Origin of the sequence: Bradyrhizobium sp. SZCCHNRI1029, assembly GCF_032487555.1 — a bacterium.
GTDB lineage: Bacteria > Pseudomonadota > Alphaproteobacteria > Rhizobiales > Xanthobacteraceae > Bradyrhizobium.
Genome location: NZ_JAUEUK010000013.1, coordinates 104,723 through 128,142, shown reverse-complemented (window position 1 = coordinate 128,142; position 23,420 = coordinate 104,723). Strand labels below are relative to the sequence as shown.

Genomic DNA, 23,420 nt, shown 5'->3' with positions numbered 1-23,420 from the left:
GAATCTTAGCGATGATCAGGGACGCTCGCGCACGAGATCGAGAAAATGACGGCCCTGCCTGTCCTCGGTCTCGATGATCCAGGCGTCGGGATCGAAGCGCAGCTCCTTGACGAGCCGCTCCTCGATCTGCGCTTCCGCGATCGGTTGCGGCGATATCGGTACGAAGAAGCGGTCGATCGGCTGGCTGTCGTCATAGACGGTCTGCGGGGCGGGGACATAGAGCTGGGCCGTGCCATCCATCATCGCGACCTTGACGAAGACCGCGCCGGCTTCCTCCGCGCCACGGTGGCGGATCGCGCTGAACGCGCCGGCCGACTGGCAACGCCGCAGATAGGCGCTCACCCAGATGCTGCTCTTCAATCGCATGATGGTTCGATGCAGGTGCAAGCGCGCTGCACGTCGCAGCCGCCCCTGCTCTATTCGATCGGATGACCGATGACAATCGCAAGCTCGCGCACCAGGCGGTCCGACACCTGGCCCGTTACCGGCAGCTTGCGCTCGCGCTCGAACTTCTGGATCGCGGCCAGGGTGTCGGAGCCGACCATCCCCGTCGGCTTCAACTGGCCATAGCCGTATTCGGTCAGCGCACGCTGGACCGCGGCGACACGACGGACATTGCCGCCCTGCTGCGTCGGCTGCGGACGCGGCACGTTGCCCTGACCGCCGCTGACCGAGCGGACGAGATCGGCCAGGGGATCGGCATATTTCTGATCCGGACGCGGCTCGGTGGCGCGCTGCTCGACCGCCCTCTGCTCCGCCGCCCTGGTTTCGGCGGGCCGCGTCTCGATCACCTTCGGATCCAAAGGCGAGATGTCCATCGGCCGGGGCCGCGGCAGCGGATTGGAGCTCGTCAGATGGGGCGGAATGGTCACAATCGACCCGAACATCGGCGCCGGATGCGGTCCCGATTGCAGGAACAAGGCATTGACGATGATGGCGCTGCCAGCCGCGCAGGCCAGCAGGCCCGCAAACAGATCCTTCGGACTGTAGAGCATGGCCCGCAGCAGCCAGCCGCGCCCCTCCGCCACGTCGACGACGGCCGCAGCGGCGCGCTTGCGACGGCGCGGCGGCGCCGGATCATCCTCTGCAGCTCGTCTAGGCACTCTTCTTCACCTGCATGACCTGCCCTGGCTGGGCGGAGCGCGAGGGTGACAGCGGCGTGACGGTGGCGCCCGCAGCGGCCTCGGCCACGAAGTTGATCGGCAGCGCGATCGTGACCGTGGTCCCCTCGTCGATCTTGCTTTCTATCGACATTTCGCCGCCGTGCAAGGTCACGAGGCTCTTGACGATCGAGAGCCCGAGGCCGGTTCCCTCGTGACGGCGCTGGTAGGTCTTGCCGGCCTGGAAGAACGGATCGCCGATGCGCTTGAGATCATCGGCGGCGATGCCGACGCCGGTGTCGGTGATTCGCAGCAGCAGGCGCGCGCCGTCGACGCCAGCCGAGACTGTGACATGGCCGCCGCGCTCGGTGAACTTGATGGCATTGGAGACGAGGTTGAGCACGATCTGCTTGAAGGCGCGCGGATCACCGGTGACCATCGGCAGGTCCTGCGGCACGTCGGCCGACAGATCGACACCGTTCTCGCGCGCCCGCAGCGCCAGCAGGTTGCAGCAATTGATAAGCGCCACTCGCGGCGCAAACGGCTCCGGCGTCAGCTCGAAATTGCCGGACTCCATCTTCGACATGTCGAGGATGCCGTTCACGACCGACAGCAGATGCTGGCCGGAATCATTGATGAGCTGCGCATATTCGCGGCGCCGCGCCGCGTTCAGCACCAGCACCTGCTCCTGCATCAGCATCTCGGAGAAGCCGATGATGGCGTTCAAGGGCGTGCGCAGCTCGTGGCTCATGGTGGCGAGGAATCGCGTCTTCGCGGCGTCGGCGCGCTCGGCGGCGCTGCGCGCCAATTCGAGCGCCTGCTCCTGCAGCTTGCGATCGGTGACGTCGCGCATGACCGCGACCACCTCCTGCTCCGACCCGCCCGGCGCCACGCCGATGCGGTCGAGCGGGCGGCAACGCATTTCGACCCAGATGAAATCGACCGGATGATGAAAGCCGCGGCCCTCGCCCGGCGCATCGCGACGCAGGCGGAACTCGACACTCGAGGCTTCGCTGCCGCCCGCCGCTTCCGACAGCGCCGTGAGATAGGCCGGCCGGTCGGCGACATGGACCCGTTCGAACAGGCCGTGGCCGTGCAGCTGCGCGACCGGCGCGCCGAGCAGCGTCTCGGCCGCCGGCGAGATGAACATGACCGCGCCGTTGCGGCGGTGACGGGAGATCACGTCGCTCATATTGCGCGCGAGCAGGCGATAGCGCTCCTCCTCCATCGACAGCAGCGTCACGCTGGTGCGCGCGAGCGTGTCGGCGGCAAACGCGAGCACGGCCGCATAGAGCGTGGCTGAGGCGACGCCGAACGCGAGCAGCCCGGTGCGCAAGGCGGGGTTGGTCTCGGGCTTCGGCAGCCAGCCGAATTGACCGATGAGGATCAGCAGCAGCGCGCAGCACAGTGCGAGCCCCGCGGAGAACACGACGACGCGGCGCGAGGCCGAGAACGAGGCTTCCAGGGGGACGACGATCAGCCACACCGCGGCAAAGGATTCGATGCCGCCGGTCTCGATCGACACCGCCATGATCAGCGCCGACAGTGCCAGCGACGACAGCGCGCAGGCGCTCTCGTAGCGGCCGGTGCGCGACAGATACCAGGACAGCAGAATGGGCGCGATCAGCCAGGACAGCGCGCCGACCTCGAGCGCGCTCGGCGCACCGCGCATCGCGAGAAAGGCAGGAAACACGGCGAAGGCGGCGAGGCTGCCCAGCAGGCGCGGCGCGATGAAGGCGCGATGACGCGCGCGCGTCATCGCATCAGTTCGAGCCGATGGATGCAATAACGCATCGAGACAATCGCGGATGATACTCAACACACTCACGGCTCTCGCGCCTCGGCCTGTCGGTGGTTCTCACAAAGAGAACGCGCCGGGACGCCCCCTGTCGTCGGAAGTCACCGTGTCAGACTCGCATTAAGCGAACGCTAAGGGCCAGACTGCGGTGAGCCCGCCATTCGGCCGGGATGGTGAATGCATCGTTTCCGGCCGGGCCTGCGGTTGCGAAAGCGGCGCGATCTACAGCCGGTTGCACGGCGCGTGCGCCCGGCGCCAATGAAAAATTTACTCCGAAAAAAATCCAGCGCCCGACTTCGCGAAATCTCAACCAATTAAGCCCAATGCAAGCAGTCGCGACATAGAACAATCAGCTGCGATCCCGTTGCGCGACTTGAGCACGCGAGATCAGCAGCACGGTCGGGGTTGCGTGATGTTCTTTCTGCTTCGGATGGCATTCTGGCTCGGACTCGTGCTGGTGCTGCTGCCGCGCGAGAAGAGCCCGGATGCCGACAAGCTGCCGCAGATCAATGCGCACGAAGCGGTGCAGGCCGCGACCGCGGCCGTCTCCGACATGAGCCAGTTCTGCAAGCGCCAGCCGCAGGCCTGCGAGGTCGGCGGCCAGGCCGCGACCGTAATCGGCCACCGCGCCCAGGAAGGCGCGCGCAAGATCTACCAGATCATCACCGACAAGTCCGACGCCGCGGAGAAGCCGGCCGGCGCCGACAAGTTCATCGGCCCGGTGAAGCCGGCCAGTCTCGACAAGCGCGGCAACGATCACACCGGCTCGATCGACGCCCCCGTGCTCGAGGAGATTCCGCCGGGTGACGCGCCGGCCGATACGCTCTCGGCCGACGATCTCGCCGCCGAATGGCATCTGCCGCCGACGCCCTGAAGCGGCGGAACCGACTGTCGCTTTCGTCCTCCCGAACGCCTATATGAAGGCCGACATCGGGACCGAAGAGCATCATGACGATCGACGACATCCGCGACAATTTCGCCCTGCTCGACGACTGGGACGACCGCTACCGCTACGTGATCGAGCTCGGCCGCACCCTGGCGCCGATGCCCGAGGACGAGCACTCCGCCGCGAACAAGGTGCAGGGCTGCGCCAGCCAGGTCTGGCTGTCGAAGCACGTCGATCACAGCGGCGCCGTGCCCGTGCTGAACTATCTCGGCGACAGCGACGCCCATATCGTTCGTGGTCTGATCGCAATTCTGCTGACGCTGTATTCCGGGCGGACACCGCAGGAGATCATGACCATCGATGCGCCCGCGGTGTTCGACGAACTCGGGTTCCGCGAGCACCTGACGCCGCAGCGCTCCAACGGCCTGCGCTCGATGGTCGAGCGCATCCGCGCCGACGCCCGCGAGGCGCTCGCCACGGCGTCCTGATCGGTTCGGCTACTTCTCCCGCTCGGGCCGCTGCTGGCCCAGGCCCATCTTCTTGGCGAGCTGCGAGCGGGTGACCGCGTAGTTCGGTGCCACCATCGGATAGTCCGGCGGCAGGTTCCATTTGTCGCGGTATTGTTCCGGCGTCATGTTGTACTGCGTGCGCAGATGTCGCCGCAGCGACTTGAAGCGCTTGCCGTCCTCGAGACAGACCAGATAGTCCGGGTGAATCGATTTCTTCACCGGGACCGCTGGCCGCGCCGGCTCCGGCGCGGGCTCGCTTCGTCCCGCTGCGACCCGCGTCAGCGCCGCATGCACCTGGCTGATCAGAGAGGGAATCTCCGCCGCCGGTGTCGGGTTGTTGCTGAGATAGGCCGACACGATGTCGGCCGTCAGATCGATAAAGCTCTTGCCGACCGCTTCGGTCATCGAACCCTCATCCCGCTCCGCCCTGCGACCGTCGATCGCAAAGTATCCCTCGATCGCAAGTATCACTCGCGCCGAGTGGCAGCGTTGTCTCGCGATTCTGCAAGCAATATGGGCAAATGACTGGCAAAATAACAAGATAGTGAGGACTTCTTCTTGAGAAGTCTGTCACCCGCCAAGTACTGTGTACAGTACGCCCGCCGAATTCAACCTGACCGTGTGATCCGGCCGCGTCAGGTCCGGCCTTCGAGATGGGTGCGCAGCTCGTCGATCGACGCAAAGCGCATCATCCCTTCGGGCATCTGCGCCTCGATCGAGCCGTCGGAATAGAGCGAATAGGCCATCCCATCCACCACGCCCGACTTGACGATGCTGACGGCCGGCGCGTCCAGGTCCTTCGGCTCAGGCGGCGGCGGGGTTGGCTCGGGTTCGACGAAGGCCGGGGCGGCCCGCGCCAAGCGCCGCGGGAACGGCGGGCGCAGAGGCTCCGGCGTCCGCTCCGGTCGAGACCAGCCGTCCGACGGGCCCGACTCGGTCACGGCAGGCTCGTCCAGCGGCACGGGCGGCGGTGCGCTGAGGGGCGGTGACCGGAAATCCGTCGGCAACGGCTCGGCGCCGCGCTTCTCCGCGCGCTCCCGTTCCCGCCGCGACGACGACGCAAACAGCAGGTTGCGCTTGGGCCGCTCGGCGGGTTCGGCTGGCGGCTCGTCCGGCGCCGGCAAGGGCTCGGAGGCGCGCAGCGAGCCTGACAAAGGAGACGAGGACAGAGGCGACGACGACAACCCCGAGGACAGAGGAGACGACAGGTCCGGCATGCGGGGACGCGGACGTGGCGAGCCTCCCTCGCGCCAGACGTCCTCCGTCGGCGGCACCGGGGCGGTCTCGAAGTCGGTCTTGCTGGCGCCGAGCGGGAGCTGCAGAGGCTTGGCCTCGGACTCGGCGTCCGGACGCGACCTCAGCCGGCTCGAAATCACCTTCAGCTCGCTGAGGACGGCCGCCAGTCCGAACAGGATCAGCCCGCTGCAGACGCCAAGGGTCCCCGACAGGATCAGCGTATTGCCGACGCTGAACTCCTTGACCGGAATTCCCCAGGCGATCGCCCCGAGCCCGGCCAACACGGCGAGGGCTCCGGCGGCCAACATTGCACTCATCATCGAACTCATCCCCTAATGCGCCGGTTCCGGACGGTGTCCCGACCGAAATCACATTAGATAGCTGCGGTTGCGCGCGTCCTTGAATCCGGTTTCTAGTCCAAATCCGCGACAATTTGCAGCGGAAGTTCGGCCAATCCTGCTGAAGTTCTCGTCCGCCGTGCAGCCATCGTCATGATGCCGCCACAATATACATCGGCCAACCCTCGGCATTCATTGAGGTTCCTCCCGGGCTCTTCCGGCTCCTGTGGTTCAGCGGGCGTTCATTTGACTGTGCCAATATGGCGCTCAGCAGCCGAAATTCGGGTCCCCGCTGCGCTGCGAGAAGCATACCTTCCCATAATTCCGACACCTCGGAAGCCGGGACGCGCTATACGGTGGCGGGGAACACAGGCCTGAAACGCGGAAGCGGGGTCGCCAGGGGACGCCGGGTCACACTCAGCCATGACAACGATAACCACTTCGGTTCTTGAGACCCCGACGCGGCGGTCCCTCGAGCGGACGTATGACGATCTTGCACTGTTCGTGCTTGCCGCGGTCGCGGTGGTGGCCGGACTGACCTTCCGGGATTACGGCCTCGGCTGGGACGATTACACCCATGCCGAATATGCCGATCTGTTGCTGCGCATGTACGGCTCCGGTTTCAGGGACCAGGCGGCGCTGTCGTTCGCCAACCTGTATATGTACGGTGGCGGCTTCGACATGGTTGCAGCCCTGCTGCACAAGATCCTGCCGCTGGAATTGTTCGAGACGCGCCGGCTGGTCGGGGCCGTCGTCGGGCTGATCGGCCTTGGCGTGACCTGGCGCCTGGCGCGTCGCATCGGCGGTCCGGTGGCCGGCCTCGCCGCGCTGCTGCTGCTGGCGCTGTGCCCGATCTTCTACGGCCACATGTTCATGAACCCGAAGGACGCCCCCTTCGCGGTCGCCATGGTGGTGCTGCTGATGGGTCTCGTGCGCCTTGCCGAGGAGTACCCCTACCCCTCGCCGCGCACCATCCTGATCCTCGGCCTCGGCGCCGGCTTTTCGATCGGCTCCCGCATCCTGGGCGGCATGGCTGTCGTCTATGCGATGGTCGGCTTCATGCCGCTGTTCTTGGAGGAGTACCGCACGCAAGGGCCGCGCGAGACGATCCGCCGCTTCGCCCACGTGCTCTATGTGCTGATCCCCGGCCTGATCCTGGGCTACCTGATCATGGGGCTGATCTGGCCCTGGTCGATCATCGAACCGGCCAACCCGTTCCGGGCCCTGACCTATTTCTCGCACTTCTTCGAGAAGCCGTGGAAGGAGATGTTCGACGGGGCGCTGGTCTCGGTGCCGGACATGCCCTGGTCGTATTTGCCGACGCTGTTCGCGCTGCAACTGCCCGAACTGATGATCGCGCTGTTCGTCGCCGGCGTCGTGGCCTCGATCATGTCGCTGTCGCGGCCCGACGTGCCGGCGCGCCGGAAGAGCATCCTGCTGATGCTGACGCTGGCGGCGACGCTGCCGATCCTGATCGCGATCGTCAAACGCCCGGCGCTCTACAACGGCATCCGCCACTTCGTGTTCGTGATCCCGCCGATGGCGCTGCTCGGCGGCATCGCCTTCTCCTGGCTGCTGTCGTGGCTCAACGCCGACGAGCGCCGCAGCTGGCAGCCGGTGGCGATCGCCGCGTTCTGCTTCGGCCTGCTGCTGCCGCTGGCCGAGATGATCCGGCTGCATCCCTATCAGTACACCCACTTCAACTTCATCGCCGGCACGGTGCGCGAGGCCGACACCCGATTCATGCTCGACTATTGGGGGCTGGCGCTGAAGCAGGCCTCCGACGGGCTGAAGGAGCAGCTCGACGAGCGCCAGGAGGTGCCGCCGATCGGGCACAAATGGAAGGTCGCGGTCTGCGGCCCGCAGCGGCCGGCCCAGGTCGCGCTCGGCCCCGATTTCACCATCGGCTGGGACAGCCACGCGGCCGACTTCGCCATGACCCTCGGCGAGTTCTACTGCAAGGGACTGACTGCCCCTGTCATGGTCGAGATCAAGCGCGACGACGTCGTGTTCGCCCGGGTCTACGACATCCGCGGCCGCAGCATCTCCAGCCTGCTGTCGATCCCGGCGCCGTGAGCGGCCTGCTCAGCCAAACGACATGACTGCTGCCCTGCCCCGCGCCTTGCCGCGCGGCGGCGTGCCGCTTAGGCTCCGATGAACTCTTGGAAATCGGAGAATGCCATGTCGCCAGCCGAAGCGCGCCTCAAGGAAGTGCCGTCGAACATGACCGAGGCCGAATGGTCGCAGCGGGTCAATCTCGCCGCCGCCTACCGCCTGGTGGCGCTGTTCGGCTGGGACGACCTGGTGGACACTCACATCTCGGCCCGCGTGCCCGGCCCCGAGCATCACTTCCTGATCAACCCCTACGGCCTGCTGTTCGAGGAGATCACCGCCTCCAGCCTGATCAAGGTCGACCTCTACGGCAATCAGTTGTCCGAGAGCGAGTACAGCATCAATCCCGCCGGCTTCACCATCCATTCCGCGATCCATGAGGTCCGCGAGGATGCCGGCTGCGTGATCCATCTGCACACGCTCGACGGCGTCGCGGTGTCGAGCTGCGCCGACGGCCTGCTGCCGCTCAACCAGATCGCGCAATACGTGACCCACGACCTCGCCTATCACGACTACGAGGGCGTGGCGCTGGACCATGACGAGCGGCCGCGGCTGCAGCGCGACCTCGGCAGCAAGAACCACATGCTTTTGCGCAATCACGGCACCCTGACGGTCGGCCGCTCGGTCGCCTCCGCCTTCGAGCGCATGTATCACTTGGAGCGTGCCTGCTCGATCCAGGTCCGCACGCGCACGCTCGGTCCCTCGGCCTATCCCGTGCGCGACGAGGTCATCGACAGGAATGCGAAGCTGTTCGACAACGAGGATCGCGTCGAGCTGCGCTCCACCCAGCTGGTCTGGCCGCCGCTGCTGCGCCGGCTCGATCGCCTCAATCCGGGCTACCGCAATTGATTGTCGCCCGCTGATCGGCTAGTCTGAACCCATCACCCTCTACGCTTTTCGGAATGAAACGCCGCCCAATTCCGGGCGGCGTTTTTATTCGTGCGATGACGTGCCCCGTCAGCAGCATCCTGCCCGAGCCATGCCCTGCCGCTCGGACGGGCCGTGCAGTTGCTGCAATTCCTCGGCCAGCCGCCGCTCGACGAAGCGCCGCTCGTGCTCGGCAAGGCGGGTGGCGAGCAGCTTGCGATAGCGCCGCACATTGGCCTCGCGCGAGAACCGCAGGCGGGCGGCGGGCCGCATCCTGCCGCTCGCGGCGCTGTCCATCGCGGCGCCATCGGCTTCGACATCGACGCGCGGAACGATGCGCATGGCCGCCCCGCCGCGTGGGCGCGGCGGCTGATCCTCGCGGTCGAGCTGACGCAGCGCGCCGAGCACGTCGGCCAGATAAAGCGGCCTGGCGATGCCCGGGATCTTGCGCAGGCCCGGCTGCGACTCGACGGCATACATGTCCGACGCCCAGGACGACAGGATCAGCCGCTTCTCGGCCAGTGACAGCTTGCGGTCATTCAGCAGGTCCGCCGGCGACTCGTAGTGCGAGACCGAATGGAATCCGGCACTGCCCGCGGTGATCGAAAAACGGTGCTCGCTCATGGCGTCTCTCCTCTTCCACTCCTTTCACCAGAGACAGATGCTGCAACGGCGCGGGCGACACGCCGCCCGCGCCGTAGCTCGAACAAGGCGTCAGGCCGCCTTCTGCTGCGCGATCTTCTCGACCGGCGCCGTGCCGATGGCGATGCGGCGCGGCTTCATCGCCTCGGGAATCTCGCGCACGAGCTCGATCCGCAGCAGGCCGTTGTCGAACGCCGCGTTGGTCACCTGCACATAGTCGGCGAGATTGAACTGCCGCTTGAACGGCCGCGACGAGATGCCCTGATAGAGGTATTCGCGGGTCTCCTTGTCGCCCTTGCGTCCTTCCACCGTGAGCACGTTGTGCTCGGCGGTGATGGACAGTTCGTCCGGAGCGAAGCCCGCCAGCGCCAGCGAAATCTGGTAGCGGTCGTCGCCGATCCGCTCGATGTTGTACGGGGGATAGTGGTCCTCGACCGCGCGCTGGGTCTCGTCGAGCAGGTCGAACAGACGGTCGAAGCCGATGGTCGAACGCCACAGCGGAGAGAAGTCGTAGGTCCTCATAGCCAAGTCCTCCTAGGAGCAAGATGGATACGAAGGAGCGCCGAGCCGATGCGGACTTCAAAGTCCCGGAGATGTCCGAGTACCAAGAGACTTCTGAGTACCAGACAACCGGTCAGCGCCCAGATTTCGACCGGGCCCTGATGGCACCCGGCGCCGCCGAAGCGGCAGCAGACGAATTAGAAAAGCCGGCATCCATTTCAAGAGGAACGGATCGATTTTTTTGTCGCAGCCTTTTTTTCGCAGCGCAACACCCGTCAGGCGGCCACGGCGGACAGCCGCTGCAGCCGCATCGTCGCCTCCCGGAGCACGCTGACCAGCCGGTCGCGCTCGCGCTGATCGATGTCGCCACGCGACAACACGGCCTGGCAGTGCGCCACCACGCGTTGCTCGCTCTCGATCAAAAACCGCGTCAAGCGACGGGGATCGCCCATGCTCATGACGGAGGTCGGGTTGGGCGGCGGATGATCGTATTGCCAGGCTGGCATGATCGGGCCTGCGAGCTCGCGCTGCTGATGAGACCGGGCGGCGCGACAGCGCTCAACCACACCTCCCGTCGACCGTCGGCCCGATCACAGCCGGCTCACTGAACGCAATTGTGGCCGGTTCTGGACGAACTGCGATCGTCAACCTGATTGATAGCTGCCCGTTGTGGCCGATCCACGACCGCACAGGGCAGCGATCAGTTGTTTGTAGATATTTCCTTCAGGCAGCCGGGGCTGGCTGCGGCCAGCCCCGGCTTCACCAGATCAGAAGTCCATCGACGGCGCGGCCGCGGCGGCGTCCGCCTTCTTCGGCTTGTCGGCCACCAGCGCCTCGGTGGTGATCAGCAGCGAGGCGACCGAGGCCGCATCCTGCAGCGCGGTACGGACCACCTTGGCGGGGTCGATCACGCCGGCCTGCACCAGATCCTGGTACTCGCCGGTCGCGGCGTTGAAGCCCCAGCCATAGGCATCCTTTTCCAGGAGCTTGCCGACCACCAGCGAGCCGTCCTCGCCGGCGTTCTGCACGATCTGCCGCACCGGCACCTGGATGGCGCGCCGGACGATGTCGACGCCGGCCTTCTGGTCGGCGTTAACAGTCTTGACGCCGTCGAGCACCTTGGTGGCGCGCAGCAGCGCGACGCCGCCGCCGGGCAGGATGCCCTCCTCCACCGCGGCGCGGGTGGCGTGCAGCGCATCGTCGACGCGGTCCTTGCGCTCCTTGACCTCGACCTCGGTGGCGCCGCCGACCCGGATCACCGCGACGCCGCCGGCGAGCTTGGCGAGCCGCTCCTGCAGCTTCTCGCGGTCGTAGTCGGAGGTGGTCTCCTCGATCTGCAGCCTGATCTGCTGGGTGCGCGCCTCGATGTCCTTCCTGGCGCCGGCGCCGTCGACGATCGTGGTGTTCTCCTTGTCGACCACGACCTTCTTGGCGCGGCCGAGCATCGACAAGGTGACGTTCTCCAGCTTGATGCCGAGATCCTCGGAGATGGTCGTGCCGCCGGTGAGGATCGCGATGTCCTCCAGCATGGCCTTGCGGCGATCGCCGAAGCCCGGCGCCTTGACGGCGGCGATCTTCAGGCCGCCGCGCAGCTTGTTGACGACCAGGGTGGCCAGCGCCTCGCCTTCGACATCCTCGGCGACGATCAGCAGCGGCTTGCCGGACTGCACCACGGCTTCGAGCAGCGGCAGCATGGTCTGCAGACCCGACAGTTTCTTCTCGTGGATCAGGATGTAGGGATCCTCGAGCTCGACCCGCATCTTCTCGGAATTGGTGACGAAGTACGGCGAGACGTAGCCGCGGTCGAACTGCATGCCTTCGACCACCTCGAGCTCGGTGTCGAGGCTCTTGGCCTCCTCGACCGTGATCACGCCCTCATTGCCGACCTTCTGCATGGCCTCGGCGAGGAAGCGGCCGATCTCGTTGTCGCCATTGGCCGAGATGGTGCCGACCTGCGCGATCTCGTCATTGCTGGTGATCTTCTTGGCGTGCGACTTGAGATCCTTGACGATCGCGTCGACGGCGAGATCAATGCCGCGCTTCAGATCCATCGGGTTCATGCCGGCGGCGACCGACTTCGCGCCTTCCTTGACGATGGCCTGGGCGAGCACGGTGGCGGTGGTGGTGCCGTCGCCGGCGAGATCGGCGGTCTTCGAGGCCACCTCGCGCACCATCTGCGCGCCCATGTTCTCGAACTTGTCCTCCAGCTCGATCTCCTTGGCGACCGTCACGCCGTCCTTGGTGATGCGCGGCGCGCCGAACGATTTCTCGATCACGACGTTGCGGCCCTTGGGACCGAGCGTGACCTTCACGGCATTGGCGAGGATGTCGACGCCGCGCAGCATGCGATCGCGCGCGTCGGTCGAAAACTTCACGTCCTTGGCAGCCATGTTCGTCGTCTCCTTTCTCTCGATGACTGTCAGTTGAGGGAATCACGCAGCCTTCTTGGCCGCGACGGGCGTGTCGATGATGCCGAGCAGATCGCTCTCCTTCACGATCAGGAGATCCTTGCCGTCGATCTTGACCTCGGTGCCCGACCATTTCCCGAACAGCACGCGGTCGCCGGGCTTGACCTCGAGCGGCACCAATTGCCCCTGCTCATTCCGCGCGCCAGGACCCGCGGCAACGATCTCGCCCTCCTGCGGCTTCTCCTTGGCGGTGTCGGGAATGATGATGCCGCCCTTGGTCTTCTCCTCGGCATCGATACGGCGCACGAGCACGCGGTCGTGCAATGGACGGAAATGCATGCACATCCTCCTTTACAGATCAGCGATGTCATAAGCCTCGGGTCCCATCAGGCCCCCGAGCGAGCAACGACCTAGGAAAGCCGAACTTTTCGTTCAAGAGGGTCACGTAAATTTTTTGGCACTCTCGGGGAACGATTGCCAGTGCGGCTCTTGAACCGGGCCGGCCGCTTTCCCAGTTCTGTCGTCGCCAAAAAATCCTGATCGCGCTTGTTGGGGATCACGATGCAGCTTCCGCCTTTTCTCCGGGCCGTCCTGGCGCCTGCCATTCTGCTTTGCCTGATGACCGGGCCTGCCTTGGCCCAAATTCCCGATCTCAAGCTAGGCCGGGTGCCGACGCTGGCCCCGCTGGTCAAGGAAGTGACGCCCGCCGTCGTCAACATCTCGGTCGAAGGCAAGGTCCGCCAGGACAATCCGCTCTACCAGGACCCGCTGTTTCGCGAGTTTTTCGACGTCCCCAAGCAGGTCGAGAAGCAGATCAGCGCCACCGGCTCGGGCGTCATCGTCGATGCGCAGCGCGGCTACGTCATGACCGCCAATCACGTCGTCGAGCACGTCACGACAGCGCAGATCCGCACCAAGGATGGCCGCAAATTCGCCGCCCGCCTGGTCGGGCGCGATCCCGCCACTGATATCGCGCTGCTGCAGATCAGGGACCCCATCGACCTCAAGGCCATCGCGCTTGGCGACAGTGATGCGCTTGAGGTCGGCGACTTCGTGATCGCCGTCGGCAACCCGTTCGGTCTTGGCCAGACCGTCACCTCGGGTCTCGTGAGCGCGCTCGGGCGAACCGGCCTCGGCAAGCAGGGCTACGAGGATTTCATCCAGACCGACGCGGCGATCAATCCCGGAAATTCCGGCGGCGCGCTGATCAATCTGCGCGGCGAGCTGGTCGGCATCAACACCGCGATCATCTCGCCCGGCGGCGGCAATGTCGGCATCGGCTTCGCCGTCCCGATCAACATGGCGCGGCGGGTGATGGAGCAGCTCGTCGCCAACGGCCGCGTCGATCGCGGCCGCATCGGCGTGACCCTGCTCGACCTGGATGCGCCGGCCGATGGCCGGATTCAGGGCGCGCGCGTCGCCGACGTCACCGTGGGCTCGCCGGCCGAACGCGCGGGACTGCGCAAGGGCGACATCATCGTGAAGGCGAACGACATGCCGGTGCGCAGCGCCACGCAGGTGCGTAACCTGATCGGCCTCACACCGGTCGGGCAGCGCGTCCGTCTCGTGTTCGAGCGCGACCGCGCGCTCGGCAACGCGACGGTGGAGGTCGCGCCAGTCACCGAAGAACGTGCGCGCGCGAGAACCTCGGGCTGAGAATTCAACTTCTGTTCGCTGTTAGCTGCGCATACCACGTGGAGTAAATTTTTACCGTGCATCAAGCATGCAGCGAGACGCCGATACCTCTCTAAACGCCTGTTAAGTGCTATCGCGCTTATTGCAACCCCGCGGAGGTATTGAAATGCGGGGTGATGGTTTGGCGTTCAGTTTGCCACGCTGGCGCGTGACGCGCTGGCTGGCCGACCCGGGATATCCGGTGTCATCAGATATCCGCCGTGCATTGACGCGTGAGCTCTACGGCTGCTGGTCGGTGTTCGCCGGCGGCGCCATCAACACCGTTGCTGTCGCCGCAGCGCTCGCACTGCGTACGCCGAGCCCGCTCTTCATCACCTGGTTCGTGCTCGAAGTCGCGATCTGCCTGTCGCGGCTGATCGTGATGATCATTGCCTACCGCCGCGCCCGCGAGCGGCTGGCGACGCCGACCGACATCCACATCCTGCTGTCGGTGACCTGGAGCGCCAGCGTCGGTTTCGGCGTCGGCATCAGCCTCGCGTCCGGCGACTGGGTGGCCGCGTCACTGACCTGCATCTCCTCGGCCGCCATGGTGGGCGGCATCTGCTTTCGCAATTTCAGCGCGCCGCGCCTGGTCGGCACGATGATCCTGTTCAGCATCGGCCCCGTCATCCCCGGCGTCGCGACGTCGCATGAGCCGTTGTTGTTCGCGATGTATCTGCAGATGCCGGTCTACTTCCTCGCCATGACCGGCGCGGCGTTCCGGCTCAACAAGATGCTGGTGGCGGTCATGCAGGCCAAGCGCGAGAGCGACGAGCGGGCGCGGCTCGATCCACTCACGGGCCTGTCCAACCGCGCCGGCCTGGTCGATGCGCTGCAGAGCAGGCTCGACGCCGGCGGCGATCGGAGCTTCGCCGTCCTGTATCTCGATCTCGATGGCTTCAAGCCGGTCAACGACACCTTCGGTCACGCCGCAGGCGACGAGCTGCTGAAGATCGTCGGCCGGACGCTGCGGCAGACCGCCTCTCGCGGCGACGTCATCGCCCGGATCGGCGGCGACGAGTTCGTGGTGCTCGCCGGCGATGATGCGCTCGACCACGCGCTGGCGCTCGGCGAGCGCATCATCGAGGTGATGACCTCGCCGATGGCCCTGCCGGGCGGCGCGCATGTCCAGATCGGCATCAGCATCGGCATCGCCGTCGCGCCCGAGCACGGCACCGATCCGGAAGCCCTGCTGTTCGCGGCGGACGCCGCATTGTATGAAGCCAAGTCGAGCGGGAAATCCTGCTGGCGATTGGCTTCGGCCGAAGCCAATCTCGCAGCGCTGCGCAAGATCGCCGGCGGCGATCTTGCGGCGAAGTCGGTCGCCAGCGCGGCGTGAGTTCAGCCTCGTGCAAACAATCAGCGCCGTCGCGGTCGTAGCCCGGACGAGCGCCTGCACTACCGTGGCATCTCCGCGAGCGCGGCGAGGATGCGGGCCCAGGAGCGGATGCCCTTGTGATAGCTCTTGAGGTCGTATTTCTCATTCGGCGAATGGATGTTGTCGTCGTCGAGACCGAAGCCGACCAGCAGTGAATCGAGACCGAGCGTCTTCTTGAAGTCCGTGACGATCGGGATCGAGGCGCCCGAGCCCATCAGGACGGTCTCCTTGCCCCACTCCTCGGTCAACGCCTGCCTGGCAGCCGCCAACGGCTTCATGGTCCAGTCGAGCGCGATCGCAGCGCCCGCCGAATGATCGCCGAACTCGACCGAGCAGTCGCCGGGGATGCGCGCCGACACGTAGTCGCGGAAGGCCTTGCGGATCTTCAGCGGGTCCTGGCCCTCGACGAGACGGAACGAGACCTTCGCATGCGCCAGCGACGGAATCACCGTCTTTGAACCCTCGCCGATATAGCCGCCCCAGATGCCGTTGATGTCGCAGGTCGGCCGCGACGAGATTTGCTCGATCAGCAGACGATCCTTCTCGCCGGCGGGGATCGACAGCCCGATCGGCTTGAGGAAGCTCTCGGGCGTCAGGTTGAGCTTCTTCCACTGCTCCAGGACCTCCGGCGGCACATCCTTCACGCCGTCATAGAAGCCGGGGATGGTGATGCGCCCGTCGGCGTCGAACAGGCCGCCGAGGATCTCGGTCAGCACGCGGATCGGATTGCGCGCGCCGCCGCCGAACACGCCGGAATGCAGATCGCGATTGGCGGCCTTGATCTTCACCTCTTCATAGAGGAGACCGCGCAGCGAGGTCGTGATCGCCGGCGTGTTCGGATCCCACATGCCGGTGTCGCAGACCAGCGCGAAGTCGGCCTTGAACTCGTCCTTGTTCGCTTCGAGGAATGGCACGAAGTTCTTCGAGCCGACCTCCTCCTCGCCCTCGATCAGCATGGTGATGTCGAGCGGCAGCGATCCCGTCACCTTCTTCCAGGCGCGGCAGGCCTCGACGAAGGTCATCAGCTGGCCCTTGTCGTCCTCGGCGCCGCGCGCGACGATGATCTTGCGGCCGTCGGCATGGTCGGCGACCACGGGCTCGAACGGCGGCCGATGCCACAGCTCGAGCGGATCGACCGGCTGCACGTCGTAATGGCCGTAGAACAGGACATGTGGCTTGGCCGCGCCATGGCCGTTGCTCTTGCCGACCACGGCCGGATGGCCGGCGGTCGGCCGCACTTCGGCGGCGAAACCGAGCGTCGCAAGATCCTTGGCAAGATGGTCGGCTGCTGCCTTGCAATCCCCAGCGAAGGCCGGATCGGCCGAGATCGACTTGATCCGGATCAGCGCAAACAGCCGCTCCAGGCTGTTGTCGAAGTCGGCGTCGATGTGGTCGAGAACGGATTGAAGCTGCGCATTGGCCATGGCCACCGGATCCTTCGCATGTAACGGCTATCGGCCCGCTTGTAGCTCCGTTGCGCGGTCCGGGCCAGCCTCATGCAAAGGCAGCAAATGCCGCCTGCCCCCAGTCGGCGCAAATGACGTGACAAGGCCATCACGCCGACCGGGAACACGACACCATATCAACGCCGCAGCAGTCCACCTAGCGCGCCACGCACGAGGGAGCGGCCGATCGAACTGCCCAAGGAGCCGCCGACCTGCTTGCCGAGATCGGCCGCGATCCCGCCCACCACCTTGTCGGAGACCGAGCGGGCGACGTTGCGCGCGATCACCTGCGTGGTCGAGAGCTGGCCGCGCTTGACGTTGGTGCCGAAGATCGTCGCGGCGATGTCGCCGATCTTGCCGAGCACGCTGCCGGAGGAGGCTTCCGTCGTCGCGGCGGTTCCGCTGATCCGCTTCTGCAGCAGCTCGTAGGCGGACTCGGCGTCGATCGCGGTGTCGTATTTGCCCTTGACCGGGCTCGCGGCGATGATCGCCTTGCGCTCCTCCGGCGTGACGGGTCCGATGCGCGCCGACGGCGGCCGGATCAGGACGCGCTCCACCATCGCCGGCGTGCCGTTGCCCTCCAGGAACGACACCAGCGCCTCGCCCTTGCCGAGTTCGGTGATCACCTTGGCGGTGTCCAGCTTGGGATTGGGGCGGAAGGTGTCGGCGGCCGCGGCCACCGCCTTCTGATCGCGCGGCGTGAAGGCGCGCAGCGCGTGCTGCACGCGATTGCCCAATTGCCCGAGCACCCGGTCCGGAACATCGAGCGGATTCTGCGTGACGAAATAGACGCCGACACCCTTCGACCGGATCAGCCGCACCACCTGCTCGATCTTGTCCATCAGCGCCTTCGGCGCATCGTTGAACAACAGATGCGCCTCGTCGAAGAAGAACACCAGCTTGGGTTTGGCGAGATCGCCGACCTCCGGCAGCTCCTCGAACAGCTCGGACAGCATCCACAGCAGGAACGTCGCGTAGAGTCGCGGGCTCTCCAGCAACCTGTCGGCAACGAGGATGTTGATCATGCCGCGGCCGTCGCGGTCGGTCTTCATGAAGTCGGTGAGCGCCAGCGCCGGCTCGCCGAAGAACTTCGTGCCGCCCTGGTTCTCGAGCACGAGCAACTGCCGCTGGATCGTGCCAACGGTCGCGCGCGTGACATTGCCGAACGACTGCGCCGCCTTCCGGATCGGCGCCAGCGGATCGGCCTCCGCATCCGCCCCCTTCTTGCCGGCCTCCGGAATGATCGCGTCGAGCAGCGCGCGCAGATCCTTCATGTCGATCAGGGCGAGGCCGTTCTCGTCGGCCACGCGGAACGCGACGTTGAGCACGCCTTCCTGAACATCATTGAGATCGAGCATCCGCGCCAGCAGCAGCGGTCCCATCTCGGTAACGGTGGCGCGCACCGGATGGCCCTGCTCCCCGAACACATCCCAAAATACCGTCGAGAACTGATCGGGCTGATAGGTGAGGCCGAGCTCGGTGGCGCGCTTGAGGATGAAGTCCTTCGCTTCGCCGGTCTGCGAGATGCCCGAGAGATCACCCTTGATGTCGGAGGCGAAGACCGGAACACCGGCACGGGCAAAACCCTCGGCCATCACCTGTAGCGAGACTGTCTTGCCGGTGCCGGTCGCGCCGGTGACCAGTCCATGGCGATTGGCAAGCGCAAGCGTCAACCAGGCCGGCTGCTCTCCGGCACCCACGAAGATCTTGTCGTCGGTATCAGCCACGGGTTTTCCGGATGGTGCCATGATGATCCATCTTTCGAGAGAGAATGTTTCGCATCACACGTGGTGCGGAGCATCGCGCGCGATAACATAGTTGAGTTTCGCGAGTTGGAACCAGCGTAAGGGTGCCTCACCTCTTCGCACGGCACGCACTCTTCTTAGCATTGGTGCTGCGCGATGCGCACGTTTGATCCGTGGATTCAACATCCGGTCTTGCATCGCTGCAACAGTTCATCGTCGATCGCGAATCGATTCGCGCACCGAGCCGGCTCCTCGCTTGTAATTCACGGATCGTCCGATCAAGATGAATTCAGCGAGAGGACATCCGGTCGTGGGGGACCGGATGAGACGGGGTTCACATGAACGAGTTGATTGAGCCGCTGGCCAGAACGGCCGGCATCAGTAAAGTCGTGGCTGAAATCATCGGCATCGGGCCTGACTTCCTTAGCGGCAATGGACGGCAATGGCAGGCGCCGCAGCCGTCAGCCGGTGAACTTTTTGCGTTCGGCCGCGACCAAATCGAAGCCGATCAGTTGGCACGATCGCGACAGGCACACCCGGCCTGAGCCCGGTTGCCCCAAGCCCGACCGCCCGGGCCATATCACCTGAAGCACCTTCGCGCGCGCCGAGTATCATGACATATCCGATCACCGAACTCGAAGGCATGACGACCTTCTATGCCGCCAAGCTGAAAGCTTTGGGCATCCGGACCACCGACACATTTCTCGAAGCCGCCCGGACCGTGAAAGGGCGTAAGGCGCTGGCCGCCAAGACCGGCATCAGCGAGCAGCAACTGCTCGATTGGGCAAACGCCGCCGATTACATGCGCATTCCCGGCATGGGCAAGGCCAAGGTCTGCCTCGTCCGCGCAGCCGGGGTGACCACCGTGCGCGAGCTGGCGCACCGCAATCCCGCCCGGCTGGCGCAGAACATCAAGGAAGTGAACACCCGGCGAAAACTGGTTCGGATCCTGCCGTCGGAGAAGTCGGTCGGCCAGCTCATCGAAAGGGCGCGCCGGCTGGAGCCGAAGATCAGCTATTGACCAGCCTCTAGATTGACCGTGCTTGTGCGGTGCGACACCTTGACTTGAGGGTGGCAACCGCGCAAAGCGGCGCCTATGAGCGCCATTTCGCCGCACTCCGCCCCGGACCTCGCGTCGAGCCACCCGCTGCTGCGGAGCTGGCTTTCGCGTCCATTCCCGGCGGTGATGGGCATTCTCAACGTCACACCGGATTCGTTCTCGGACGGCGGCCGTTTCGATGCACCGGAACGCGCCATTGCGCAGGCCGAGCGCTTGATCGCGGCCGGCGCCGACATCATCGACATCGGTGCCGAGTCCACCCGGCCCTACAAGGGCGCGGTGCCGGTCACGGCCGAGGAGGAACTGGCGCGCCTGCAGCCGATCCTGCCCGCGGTCGTCGCACTCGGCGTGCCCGTGTCGATCGACAGCATGAAATCTCAAGTTGCAGGCTACGCGCTGGACCATGGTGCTGCGATCGCCAATGATGTGTGGGGTCTGCAGCGCGATCCCGCGATGGCCGATGTCGTCGCCGCGCATGGCGCGCCGATCGTGGTGATGCACAACCGTGCTGCCGTCGATCCGGAGATCGACATCGTCGCCGACATGATCGGCTTCTTCACGCGCTCGCTCGACATCGCGGCCAAGGCCGGCATTCCCCGTGGGAACATCGTGCTCGATCCAGGCATCGGCTTCGGCAAGACGGCGGAGCAGAGCATGATTGCGCTGGCCCGGCTCGATGCATTCGCATGCTTCGGGCTGCCGCTGCTGGTCGGCGCGTCGCGAAAACGTTTCATCAGCACCGTGGTGGCGTCGGAGCCGCAGGAGCGGCTCGGCGGCTCGATCGCGGCGCATCTGATTGCGGCTCGGCGCGGTGCTGCAATCATCCGGGCGCATGACGTCGCCGAAACGGTTCAGGCCGTACGCGTGGCCGCGGCAATCGAGGCACTGCGATGACCGATACGATCTTCATCAAGGGCGTTCTCATCCACGCGCGTCATGGCGTGATGGAGCATGAGAGCGAGGTCGGCCAGCGCTTCGTGATCGACCTCGAGCTCTACACCGACCTTTCGGACTCCTCGCGCAGCGACCGCCTCGCCGACACCGTGTCCTATTCCGACGTGGTGGAGACGGCGACGGCGGCGTTCAAGGACTCCAACTACCGCCTGCTCGAACGCGCGGCCGGCGCGGTGGCCGATGCGATCCTGTCGACCTTCGCCCGCATTCGCGCCGTCAAGGTCACGGTGCACAAGCCGCATGCGCCGATCGCCGCCATCTTCGAGGATGTCGGCGTGGTGCTGATGCGCTCGCGGCATCCATGACGGCGATGGCGAGCGCGCTGGTTGCTCTCGGCGGCAATGTCGGCGACGTCAGGGCGACGTTCCGGCGCGCCATTCCGGAGATCTGTGCGCGCGCGTCGGCGGCGCTTATCGCGCGCTCGTCCGACTACATCACGCCGCCATGGGGCGAGGAGCAGCAGCCGCCCTTCATCAATGCCTGCATCGAGATCGCGACCGCGATGCCTCCACGGCCGCTGCTCGGCGTTCTGCACGCGGTCGAGCGCATGTTCGGCCGCAATCGCGCGCAGGAGACGCGGTGGGGTCCGCGGACGCTCGACCTCGATCTGATCGCCTATGACGATTTCGCGATCGACACCCCCGATCTCACGCTGCCGCACCCTCGGCTGTTCGAACGCGGCTTCGTGCTGGTACCGCTGGCCGAGATCGTGCCGGCGCGACAGATTGCCGGCCGCCGCGTCGATGAGGCCGTGCTCGCCGTTTCGCGCGACGGAATCCGGCCGTTGCCGTCAGCCGAATAGCTGACATCTCCGGCCAAACAACCGTTTGGCTTGGCCGTCCTGACGTGGCATTTTGCGCCACAACAATCGCGATAACAGACGCCCGGGAGACGCGATCCGCATGACGACCGAGACCGACAATCTGCGACTGGCCGCCGATTTTGCGCCGGCCGGCGAGGCGGACTGGCGCAAGCTGGTCGATGGCGTGCTGAAGGGCGCGGCCTTCGAGAAGCTGGTCGGCAAGACCTATGACGGGCTCGAGATCCAGCCGATCTATCCGCGCGCCAAGCATGCCGCGCCGGTCGCCGGCCGCGCGCCATCGGCGCCTTGGCAGATCATGCAGCGCGTCGATCATCCCGATCCGACCAAGGCCAATGCGCAGGCGCTGATCGACCTCGAGAATGGCGCGACCGGCTTGTCGCTGGTGTTTGCCGGGTCGAATGCCGCGCACGGCTTCGGCCTCGCCGCCAGCCCCGACGCAGTGGCGCGCGCGCTCGATGGCGTGCATCTCGATGCTGCGATTGCAATCGAATTGCACCTCGGCGACTCGCTCTCGCCCGCCTCGCTTCTCGCCGACACCGTCAAGCAGCGCGGCATCAAGGCCGTGGTCTGCGACATCCGGTTCGGCCTCGATCCGATCGGGCATGCGGCCGCTCGCGGCGCAAGCTCGCATGAGGCATCGACGCTCGGCGGCAACTCGGGCGCGCTGGTCAAGCAACTGCACGCGGCCGGCTTCAAGGGCCCGTTCTTCGCCGCGGACGGCCGGGTCGTGCACGACGCCGGCGGATCGGAGGCGCAGGAGCTCGCTTTCGTGCTCGCCTCCGCCGTCGCCTATCTGCGGGCGCTCGAAGCCGAAGGCATCGCGCTCGAGACCGCGCGCGGCATGATCTATGGCCGGCTCGCCGCCGACACCGATCAGTTTCTCACGCTGGCGAAATTCCGCAGCCTGCGGCGGCTGTGGGCGCGCATCGAGGAGGCCTGCGGCCTGGCGCCAAAGCCGCTCTTCATCTCGGGCGAGACGGCGTGGCGCATGCTCACCCGGCGCGATCCTTACGTGAACATGCTGCGCGCCACCATCGCGACGTTCGCGGCCGGATTGGGCGGCGCCAATGCCGTGACGGTGCTGCCGCACACGGCCGCACTCGGCCTGCCCGACGCGTTCGCGCGCCGTGTCGCCCGCAACACGCAATTGGTGCTGCTGGAGGAAAGCAATCTCGCCCGCGTCGCCGATCCCGCCGCCGGTGCCGGCGGCATCGAGGCGCTGACCAGCGAGTTGTGCAGCGCCGCCTGGGCACTGTTCCAGGAGATCGAGAAGGCCGGCGGCGTCGTTGCGGCGTTGCAGGCGGGCCTCATCCAGACCAAGGTCGCCGCGGTGAAGCAGGCGCGCGATGCCAACATCGCCAAGCGGCGCGACGTGCTGACCGGCGCCAGTGAGTTTCCGAATCTCAACGAGGCCGAAGTCGCCGTGGAAGCGGTCGCCCCTCTGGCCGCGCCGCTGGCGGCCAAGGCTGCGCTCAGCTTCGCACCGCTCACGCCGATCCGCCTCGCTGAAGGATTTGAGCGGCTGCGTGACCGCTCCGACAGCCTGCTGAAGAGCCAGGGACAGCGCCCCTCGGTCTTCCTCGCCAATCTCGGCACCGCCGCCGACTTCACCGCCCGCGCGACCTTCGTCCGCAGCTTCTTCGAGGCCGGCGGCATCGCCGCGATCGACGGCCAGGGCGGCGCGGATCCGGCCGCGCTCGCAGATGCATACCGCGCCTCCGGCGCCGCGATCGCCTGCCTCTGCTCGTCGGACAAGGTCTATGCCGAGGCCGCGGTTCCGGCGGCCAAGGCCCTTCAGGCCGCGGGCGCACGACATATCTATCTGGCAGGCCGGGGCGGCGAGCGGGAAGCTGCGTTGCGTGAAGCAGGCATCGGCAGCTTCGTGTTCGCCGGCGGCGACGCGCTGAAGACGCTCGAGGACGCCTATACGCATCTGGAGTGAGC

24 protein-coding genes are annotated in these 23,420 nt (G+C 66.0%); 12 read left to right on the top strand and 12 right to left on the bottom strand.

All coding sequences use genetic code 11. The features are described from left to right. Positions 1-15 precede the first annotated feature (15 nt). The 3 genes from QW861_RS29645 to QW861_RS29635 are packed head-to-tail and all read right to left on the bottom strand — an operon-like array spanning position 16 to position 2,859. Positions 16-366: a DUF1491 family protein gene (locus QW861_RS29645; RefSeq protein WP_315716119.1), complete on the bottom strand. Its 351-nt coding sequence runs from the start codon at positions 364-366 to the stop codon at positions 16-18. 50 nt (positions 367-416) lie between these two features. Then, positions 417-1,103, bottom strand: coding sequence for a peptidoglycan-binding domain-containing protein (locus QW861_RS29640; RefSeq protein WP_315716118.1), 687 nt, complete (start codon positions 1,101-1,103; stop codon positions 417-419). Continuing rightward, positions 1,096-2,859, bottom strand: a complete 1,764-nt coding sequence (locus QW861_RS29635; RefSeq protein ID WP_315753073.1) for a PAS domain-containing sensor histidine kinase — start codon at positions 2,857-2,859, stop codon at positions 1,096-1,098. Before QW861_RS29635 ends, QW861_RS29640 begins: the two co-directional genes overlap by 8 nt. 451 nt (positions 2,860-3,310) lie before the next feature. Between QW861_RS29635 and QW861_RS29630 the strand changes: the two genes are divergently transcribed. Both QW861_RS29630 and QW861_RS29625 read left to right on the top strand, forming a co-directional pair. Further along, on the top strand, positions 3,311-3,772 hold the full coding sequence (locus tag QW861_RS29630) for a DUF5330 domain-containing protein (protein ID WP_315753074.1): 462 nt from the start codon (positions 3,311-3,313) through the stop codon (positions 3,770-3,772). Between the two features lie 74 nt (positions 3,773-3,846). After that, entirely contained in the window at positions 3,847-4,272 is a 426-nt protein-coding gene (locus QW861_RS29625; RefSeq protein WP_315753075.1) for a SufE family protein, read from the top strand. Positions 4,273-4,281: 9 nt separating this feature from the next. Here QW861_RS29625 and QW861_RS29620 read toward each other — a convergent pair whose 3' ends face one another. Both QW861_RS29620 and QW861_RS29615 read right to left on the bottom strand, forming a co-directional pair. Next, the gene (locus tag QW861_RS29620; protein WP_315716114.1) at positions 4,282-4,698 is read right to left on the bottom strand and encodes a MucR family transcriptional regulator; all 417 of its coding nucleotides are present in this window, start codon (positions 4,696-4,698) and stop codon (positions 4,282-4,284) included. A gap of 230 nt (positions 4,699-4,928) precedes the next feature. Next, entirely contained in the window at positions 4,929-5,849 is a 921-nt protein-coding gene (locus QW861_RS29615) for a hypothetical protein (protein ID WP_315753076.1), read from the bottom strand. A 441-nt stretch (positions 5,850-6,290) separates the two neighbouring features. Here QW861_RS29615 and QW861_RS29610 point away from each other — a divergent pair, with 441 nt between their 5' ends. Continuing rightward, a complete protein-coding gene (locus QW861_RS29610) occupies positions 6,291-7,943 on the top strand; it encodes a glycosyltransferase family 39 protein (protein WP_315753077.1) in 1,653 nt (550 codons plus the stop codon). Between the two features lie 105 nt (positions 7,944-8,048). Beyond that, positions 8,049-8,828: a class II aldolase/adducin family protein gene (locus QW861_RS29605; RefSeq protein ID WP_315716111.1), complete on the top strand. Its 780-nt coding sequence runs from the start codon at positions 8,049-8,051 to the stop codon at positions 8,826-8,828. A 108-nt stretch (positions 8,829-8,936) separates the two neighbouring features. Here the strand turns inward: QW861_RS29605 and QW861_RS29600 are convergent, their stop codons facing one another. The 5 genes from QW861_RS29600 to groES all read right to left on the bottom strand — a co-directional run bounded on the left by QW861_RS29600 (position 8,937) and on the right by groES (position 12,736). After that, a complete protein-coding gene (locus QW861_RS29600) occupies positions 8,937-9,470 on the bottom strand; it encodes a hypothetical protein (RefSeq protein WP_315716110.1) in 534 nt (177 codons plus the stop codon). A 90-nt stretch (positions 9,471-9,560) separates the two neighbouring features. After that, positions 9,561-10,010 carry an Hsp20 family protein gene (locus tag QW861_RS29595; protein WP_315716109.1) on the bottom strand — a complete coding sequence of 150 codons (450 nt, stop codon included), beginning with the start codon at positions 10,008-10,010 and terminating at the stop codon, positions 9,561-9,563. Between the two features lie 254 nt (positions 10,011-10,264). Further along, a complete protein-coding gene (locus QW861_RS29590) occupies positions 10,265-10,495 on the bottom strand; it encodes a hypothetical protein (protein WP_315716108.1) in 231 nt (76 codons plus the stop codon). Between the two features lie 261 nt (positions 10,496-10,756). Next, the gene (groL, locus tag QW861_RS29585) at positions 10,757-12,379 is read right to left on the bottom strand and encodes a chaperonin GroEL (RefSeq protein WP_315716107.1); all 1,623 of its coding nucleotides are present in this window, start codon (positions 12,377-12,379) and stop codon (positions 10,757-10,759) included. A gap of 42 nt (positions 12,380-12,421) precedes the next feature. Continuing rightward, on the bottom strand, positions 12,422-12,736 hold the full coding sequence (gene groES, locus QW861_RS29580; RefSeq protein ID WP_315753078.1) for a co-chaperone GroES: 315 nt from the start codon (positions 12,734-12,736) through the stop codon (positions 12,422-12,424). Positions 12,737-12,958: 222 nt separating this feature from the next. On the opposite strand from groES, the gene QW861_RS29575 reads away from it, so the two are divergent. Further along, entirely contained in the window at positions 12,959-14,053 is a 1,095-nt protein-coding gene (locus QW861_RS29575) for a trypsin-like peptidase domain-containing protein (protein WP_315753079.1), read from the top strand. A gap of 145 nt (positions 14,054-14,198) precedes the next feature. Next, positions 14,199-15,410, top strand: coding sequence for a GGDEF domain-containing protein (locus QW861_RS29570; protein ID WP_315753080.1), 1,212 nt, complete (start codon positions 14,199-14,201; stop codon positions 15,408-15,410). Positions 15,411-15,469: 59 nt separating this feature from the next. Here QW861_RS29570 and QW861_RS29565 read toward each other — a convergent pair whose 3' ends face one another. Both QW861_RS29565 and QW861_RS29560 read right to left on the bottom strand, forming a co-directional pair. Further along, positions 15,470-16,873, bottom strand: coding sequence for a M20/M25/M40 family metallo-hydrolase (locus QW861_RS29565; protein WP_315753081.1), 1,404 nt, complete (start codon positions 16,871-16,873; stop codon positions 15,470-15,472). Positions 16,874-17,031: 158 nt separating this feature from the next. Further along, positions 17,032-18,642 carry a helicase HerA-like domain-containing protein gene (locus QW861_RS29560; protein WP_315716102.1) on the bottom strand — a complete coding sequence of 537 codons (1,611 nt, stop codon included), beginning with the start codon at positions 18,640-18,642 and terminating at the stop codon, positions 17,032-17,034. 335 nt (positions 18,643-18,977) lie between these two features. Here QW861_RS29560 and QW861_RS29555 point away from each other — a divergent pair, with 335 nt between their 5' ends. The 6 genes from QW861_RS29555 to QW861_RS29530 all read left to right on the top strand — a co-directional run bounded on the left by QW861_RS29555 (position 18,978) and on the right by QW861_RS29530 (position 23,418). Then, a complete protein-coding gene (locus QW861_RS29555) occupies positions 18,978-19,184 on the top strand; it encodes a hypothetical protein (RefSeq protein ID WP_316167043.1) in 207 nt (68 codons plus the stop codon). A gap of 68 nt (positions 19,185-19,252) precedes the next feature. Further along, positions 19,253-19,660 carry a DUF4332 domain-containing protein gene (locus QW861_RS29550; protein ID WP_315716100.1) on the top strand — a complete coding sequence of 136 codons (408 nt, stop codon included), beginning with the start codon at positions 19,253-19,255 and terminating at the stop codon, positions 19,658-19,660. A 75-nt stretch (positions 19,661-19,735) separates the two neighbouring features. Beyond that, positions 19,736-20,593: a dihydropteroate synthase gene (folP, locus tag QW861_RS29545; RefSeq protein ID WP_316167045.1), complete on the top strand. Its 858-nt coding sequence runs from the start codon at positions 19,736-19,738 to the stop codon at positions 20,591-20,593. Next, the gene (gene folB, locus QW861_RS29540) at positions 20,590-20,958 is read left to right on the top strand and encodes a dihydroneopterin aldolase (protein ID WP_315828249.1); all 369 of its coding nucleotides are present in this window, start codon (positions 20,590-20,592) and stop codon (positions 20,956-20,958) included. Before folP ends, folB begins: the two co-directional genes overlap by 4 nt. A gap of 5 nt (positions 20,959-20,963) precedes the next feature. After that, positions 20,964-21,455, top strand: coding sequence for a 2-amino-4-hydroxy-6-hydroxymethyldihydropteridine diphosphokinase (gene folK / locus QW861_RS29535; protein ID WP_315716198.1), 492 nt, complete (start codon positions 20,964-20,966; stop codon positions 21,453-21,455). A 100-nt stretch (positions 21,456-21,555) separates the two neighbouring features. Continuing rightward, entirely contained in the window at positions 21,556-23,418 is a 1,863-nt protein-coding gene (locus tag QW861_RS29530) for a methylmalonyl-CoA mutase subunit beta (protein WP_316193834.1), read from the top strand. The last annotated feature ends 2 nt before the right edge of the window (positions 23,419-23,420 follow it).

What these genes read in the sequence shown, in the direction of transcription:
- QW861_RS29565 (WP_315753081.1), bottom strand. Translation starts at nt 16,873, where the DNA reads ATGGCCAATGCGCAGCTTCAATCCGTTCTCGACCACATCGACGCCGAC.
- QW861_RS29555 (WP_316167043.1), top strand. Translation starts at nt 18,978, where the DNA reads ATGAACGAGTTGATTGAGCCGCTGGCCAGAACGGCCGGCATCAGTAAA.
- QW861_RS29630 (WP_315753074.1), top strand. Translation starts at nt 3,311, where the DNA reads ATGTTCTTTCTGCTTCGGATGGCATTCTGGCTCGGACTCGTGCTGGTG.
- QW861_RS29635 (WP_315753073.1), bottom strand. Translation starts at nt 2,859, where the DNA reads ATGACGCGCGCGCGTCATCGCGCCTTCATCGCGCCGCGCCTGCTGGGC.
- folP (WP_316167045.1), top strand. Translation starts at nt 19,736, where the DNA reads ATGAGCGCCATTTCGCCGCACTCCGCCCCGGACCTCGCGTCGAGCCAC.
- QW861_RS29595 (WP_315716109.1), bottom strand. Translation starts at nt 10,010, where the DNA reads ATGAGGACCTACGACTTCTCTCCGCTGTGGCGTTCGACCATCGGCTTC.
- QW861_RS29575 (WP_315753079.1), top strand. Translation starts at nt 12,959, where the DNA reads ATGCAGCTTCCGCCTTTTCTCCGGGCCGTCCTGGCGCCTGCCATTCTG.
- QW861_RS29590 (WP_315716108.1), bottom strand. Translation starts at nt 10,495, where the DNA reads ATGCCAGCCTGGCAATACGATCATCCGCCGCCCAACCCGACCTCCGTC.
- folK (WP_315716198.1), top strand. Translation starts at nt 20,964, where the DNA reads ATGGCGAGCGCGCTGGTTGCTCTCGGCGGCAATGTCGGCGACGTCAGG.
- QW861_RS29550 (WP_315716100.1), top strand. Translation starts at nt 19,253, where the DNA reads ATGACATATCCGATCACCGAACTCGAAGGCATGACGACCTTCTATGCC.
- QW861_RS29560 (WP_315716102.1), bottom strand. Translation starts at nt 18,642, where the DNA reads ATGGCACCATCCGGAAAACCCGTGGCTGATACCGACGACAAGATCTTC.
- QW861_RS29620 (WP_315716114.1), bottom strand. Translation starts at nt 4,698, where the DNA reads ATGACCGAAGCGGTCGGCAAGAGCTTTATCGATCTGACGGCCGACATC.
- groES (WP_315753078.1), bottom strand. Translation starts at nt 12,736, where the DNA reads ATGCATTTCCGTCCATTGCACGACCGCGTGCTCGTGCGCCGTATCGAT.
- QW861_RS29645 (WP_315716119.1), bottom strand. Translation starts at nt 366, where the DNA reads ATGCGATTGAAGAGCAGCATCTGGGTGAGCGCCTATCTGCGGCGTTGC.
- QW861_RS29600 (WP_315716110.1), bottom strand. Translation starts at nt 9,470, where the DNA reads ATGAGCGAGCACCGTTTTTCGATCACCGCGGGCAGTGCCGGATTCCAT.
- QW861_RS29530 (WP_316193834.1), top strand. Translation starts at nt 21,556, where the DNA reads ATGACGACCGAGACCGACAATCTGCGACTGGCCGCCGATTTTGCGCCG.
- QW861_RS29605 (WP_315716111.1), top strand. Translation starts at nt 8,049, where the DNA reads ATGTCGCCAGCCGAAGCGCGCCTCAAGGAAGTGCCGTCGAACATGACC.
- QW861_RS29610 (WP_315753077.1), top strand. Translation starts at nt 6,291, where the DNA reads ATGACAACGATAACCACTTCGGTTCTTGAGACCCCGACGCGGCGGTCC.
- QW861_RS29615 (WP_315753076.1), bottom strand. Translation starts at nt 5,849, where the DNA reads ATGATGAGTGCAATGTTGGCCGCCGGAGCCCTCGCCGTGTTGGCCGGG.
- groL (WP_315716107.1), bottom strand. Translation starts at nt 12,379, where the DNA reads ATGGCTGCCAAGGACGTGAAGTTTTCGACCGACGCGCGCGATCGCATG.
- folB (WP_315828249.1), top strand. Translation starts at nt 20,590, where the DNA reads ATGACCGATACGATCTTCATCAAGGGCGTTCTCATCCACGCGCGTCAT.
- QW861_RS29570 (WP_315753080.1), top strand. Translation starts at nt 14,199, where the DNA reads ATGCGGGGTGATGGTTTGGCGTTCAGTTTGCCACGCTGGCGCGTGACG.
- QW861_RS29625 (WP_315753075.1), top strand. Translation starts at nt 3,847, where the DNA reads ATGACGATCGACGACATCCGCGACAATTTCGCCCTGCTCGACGACTGG.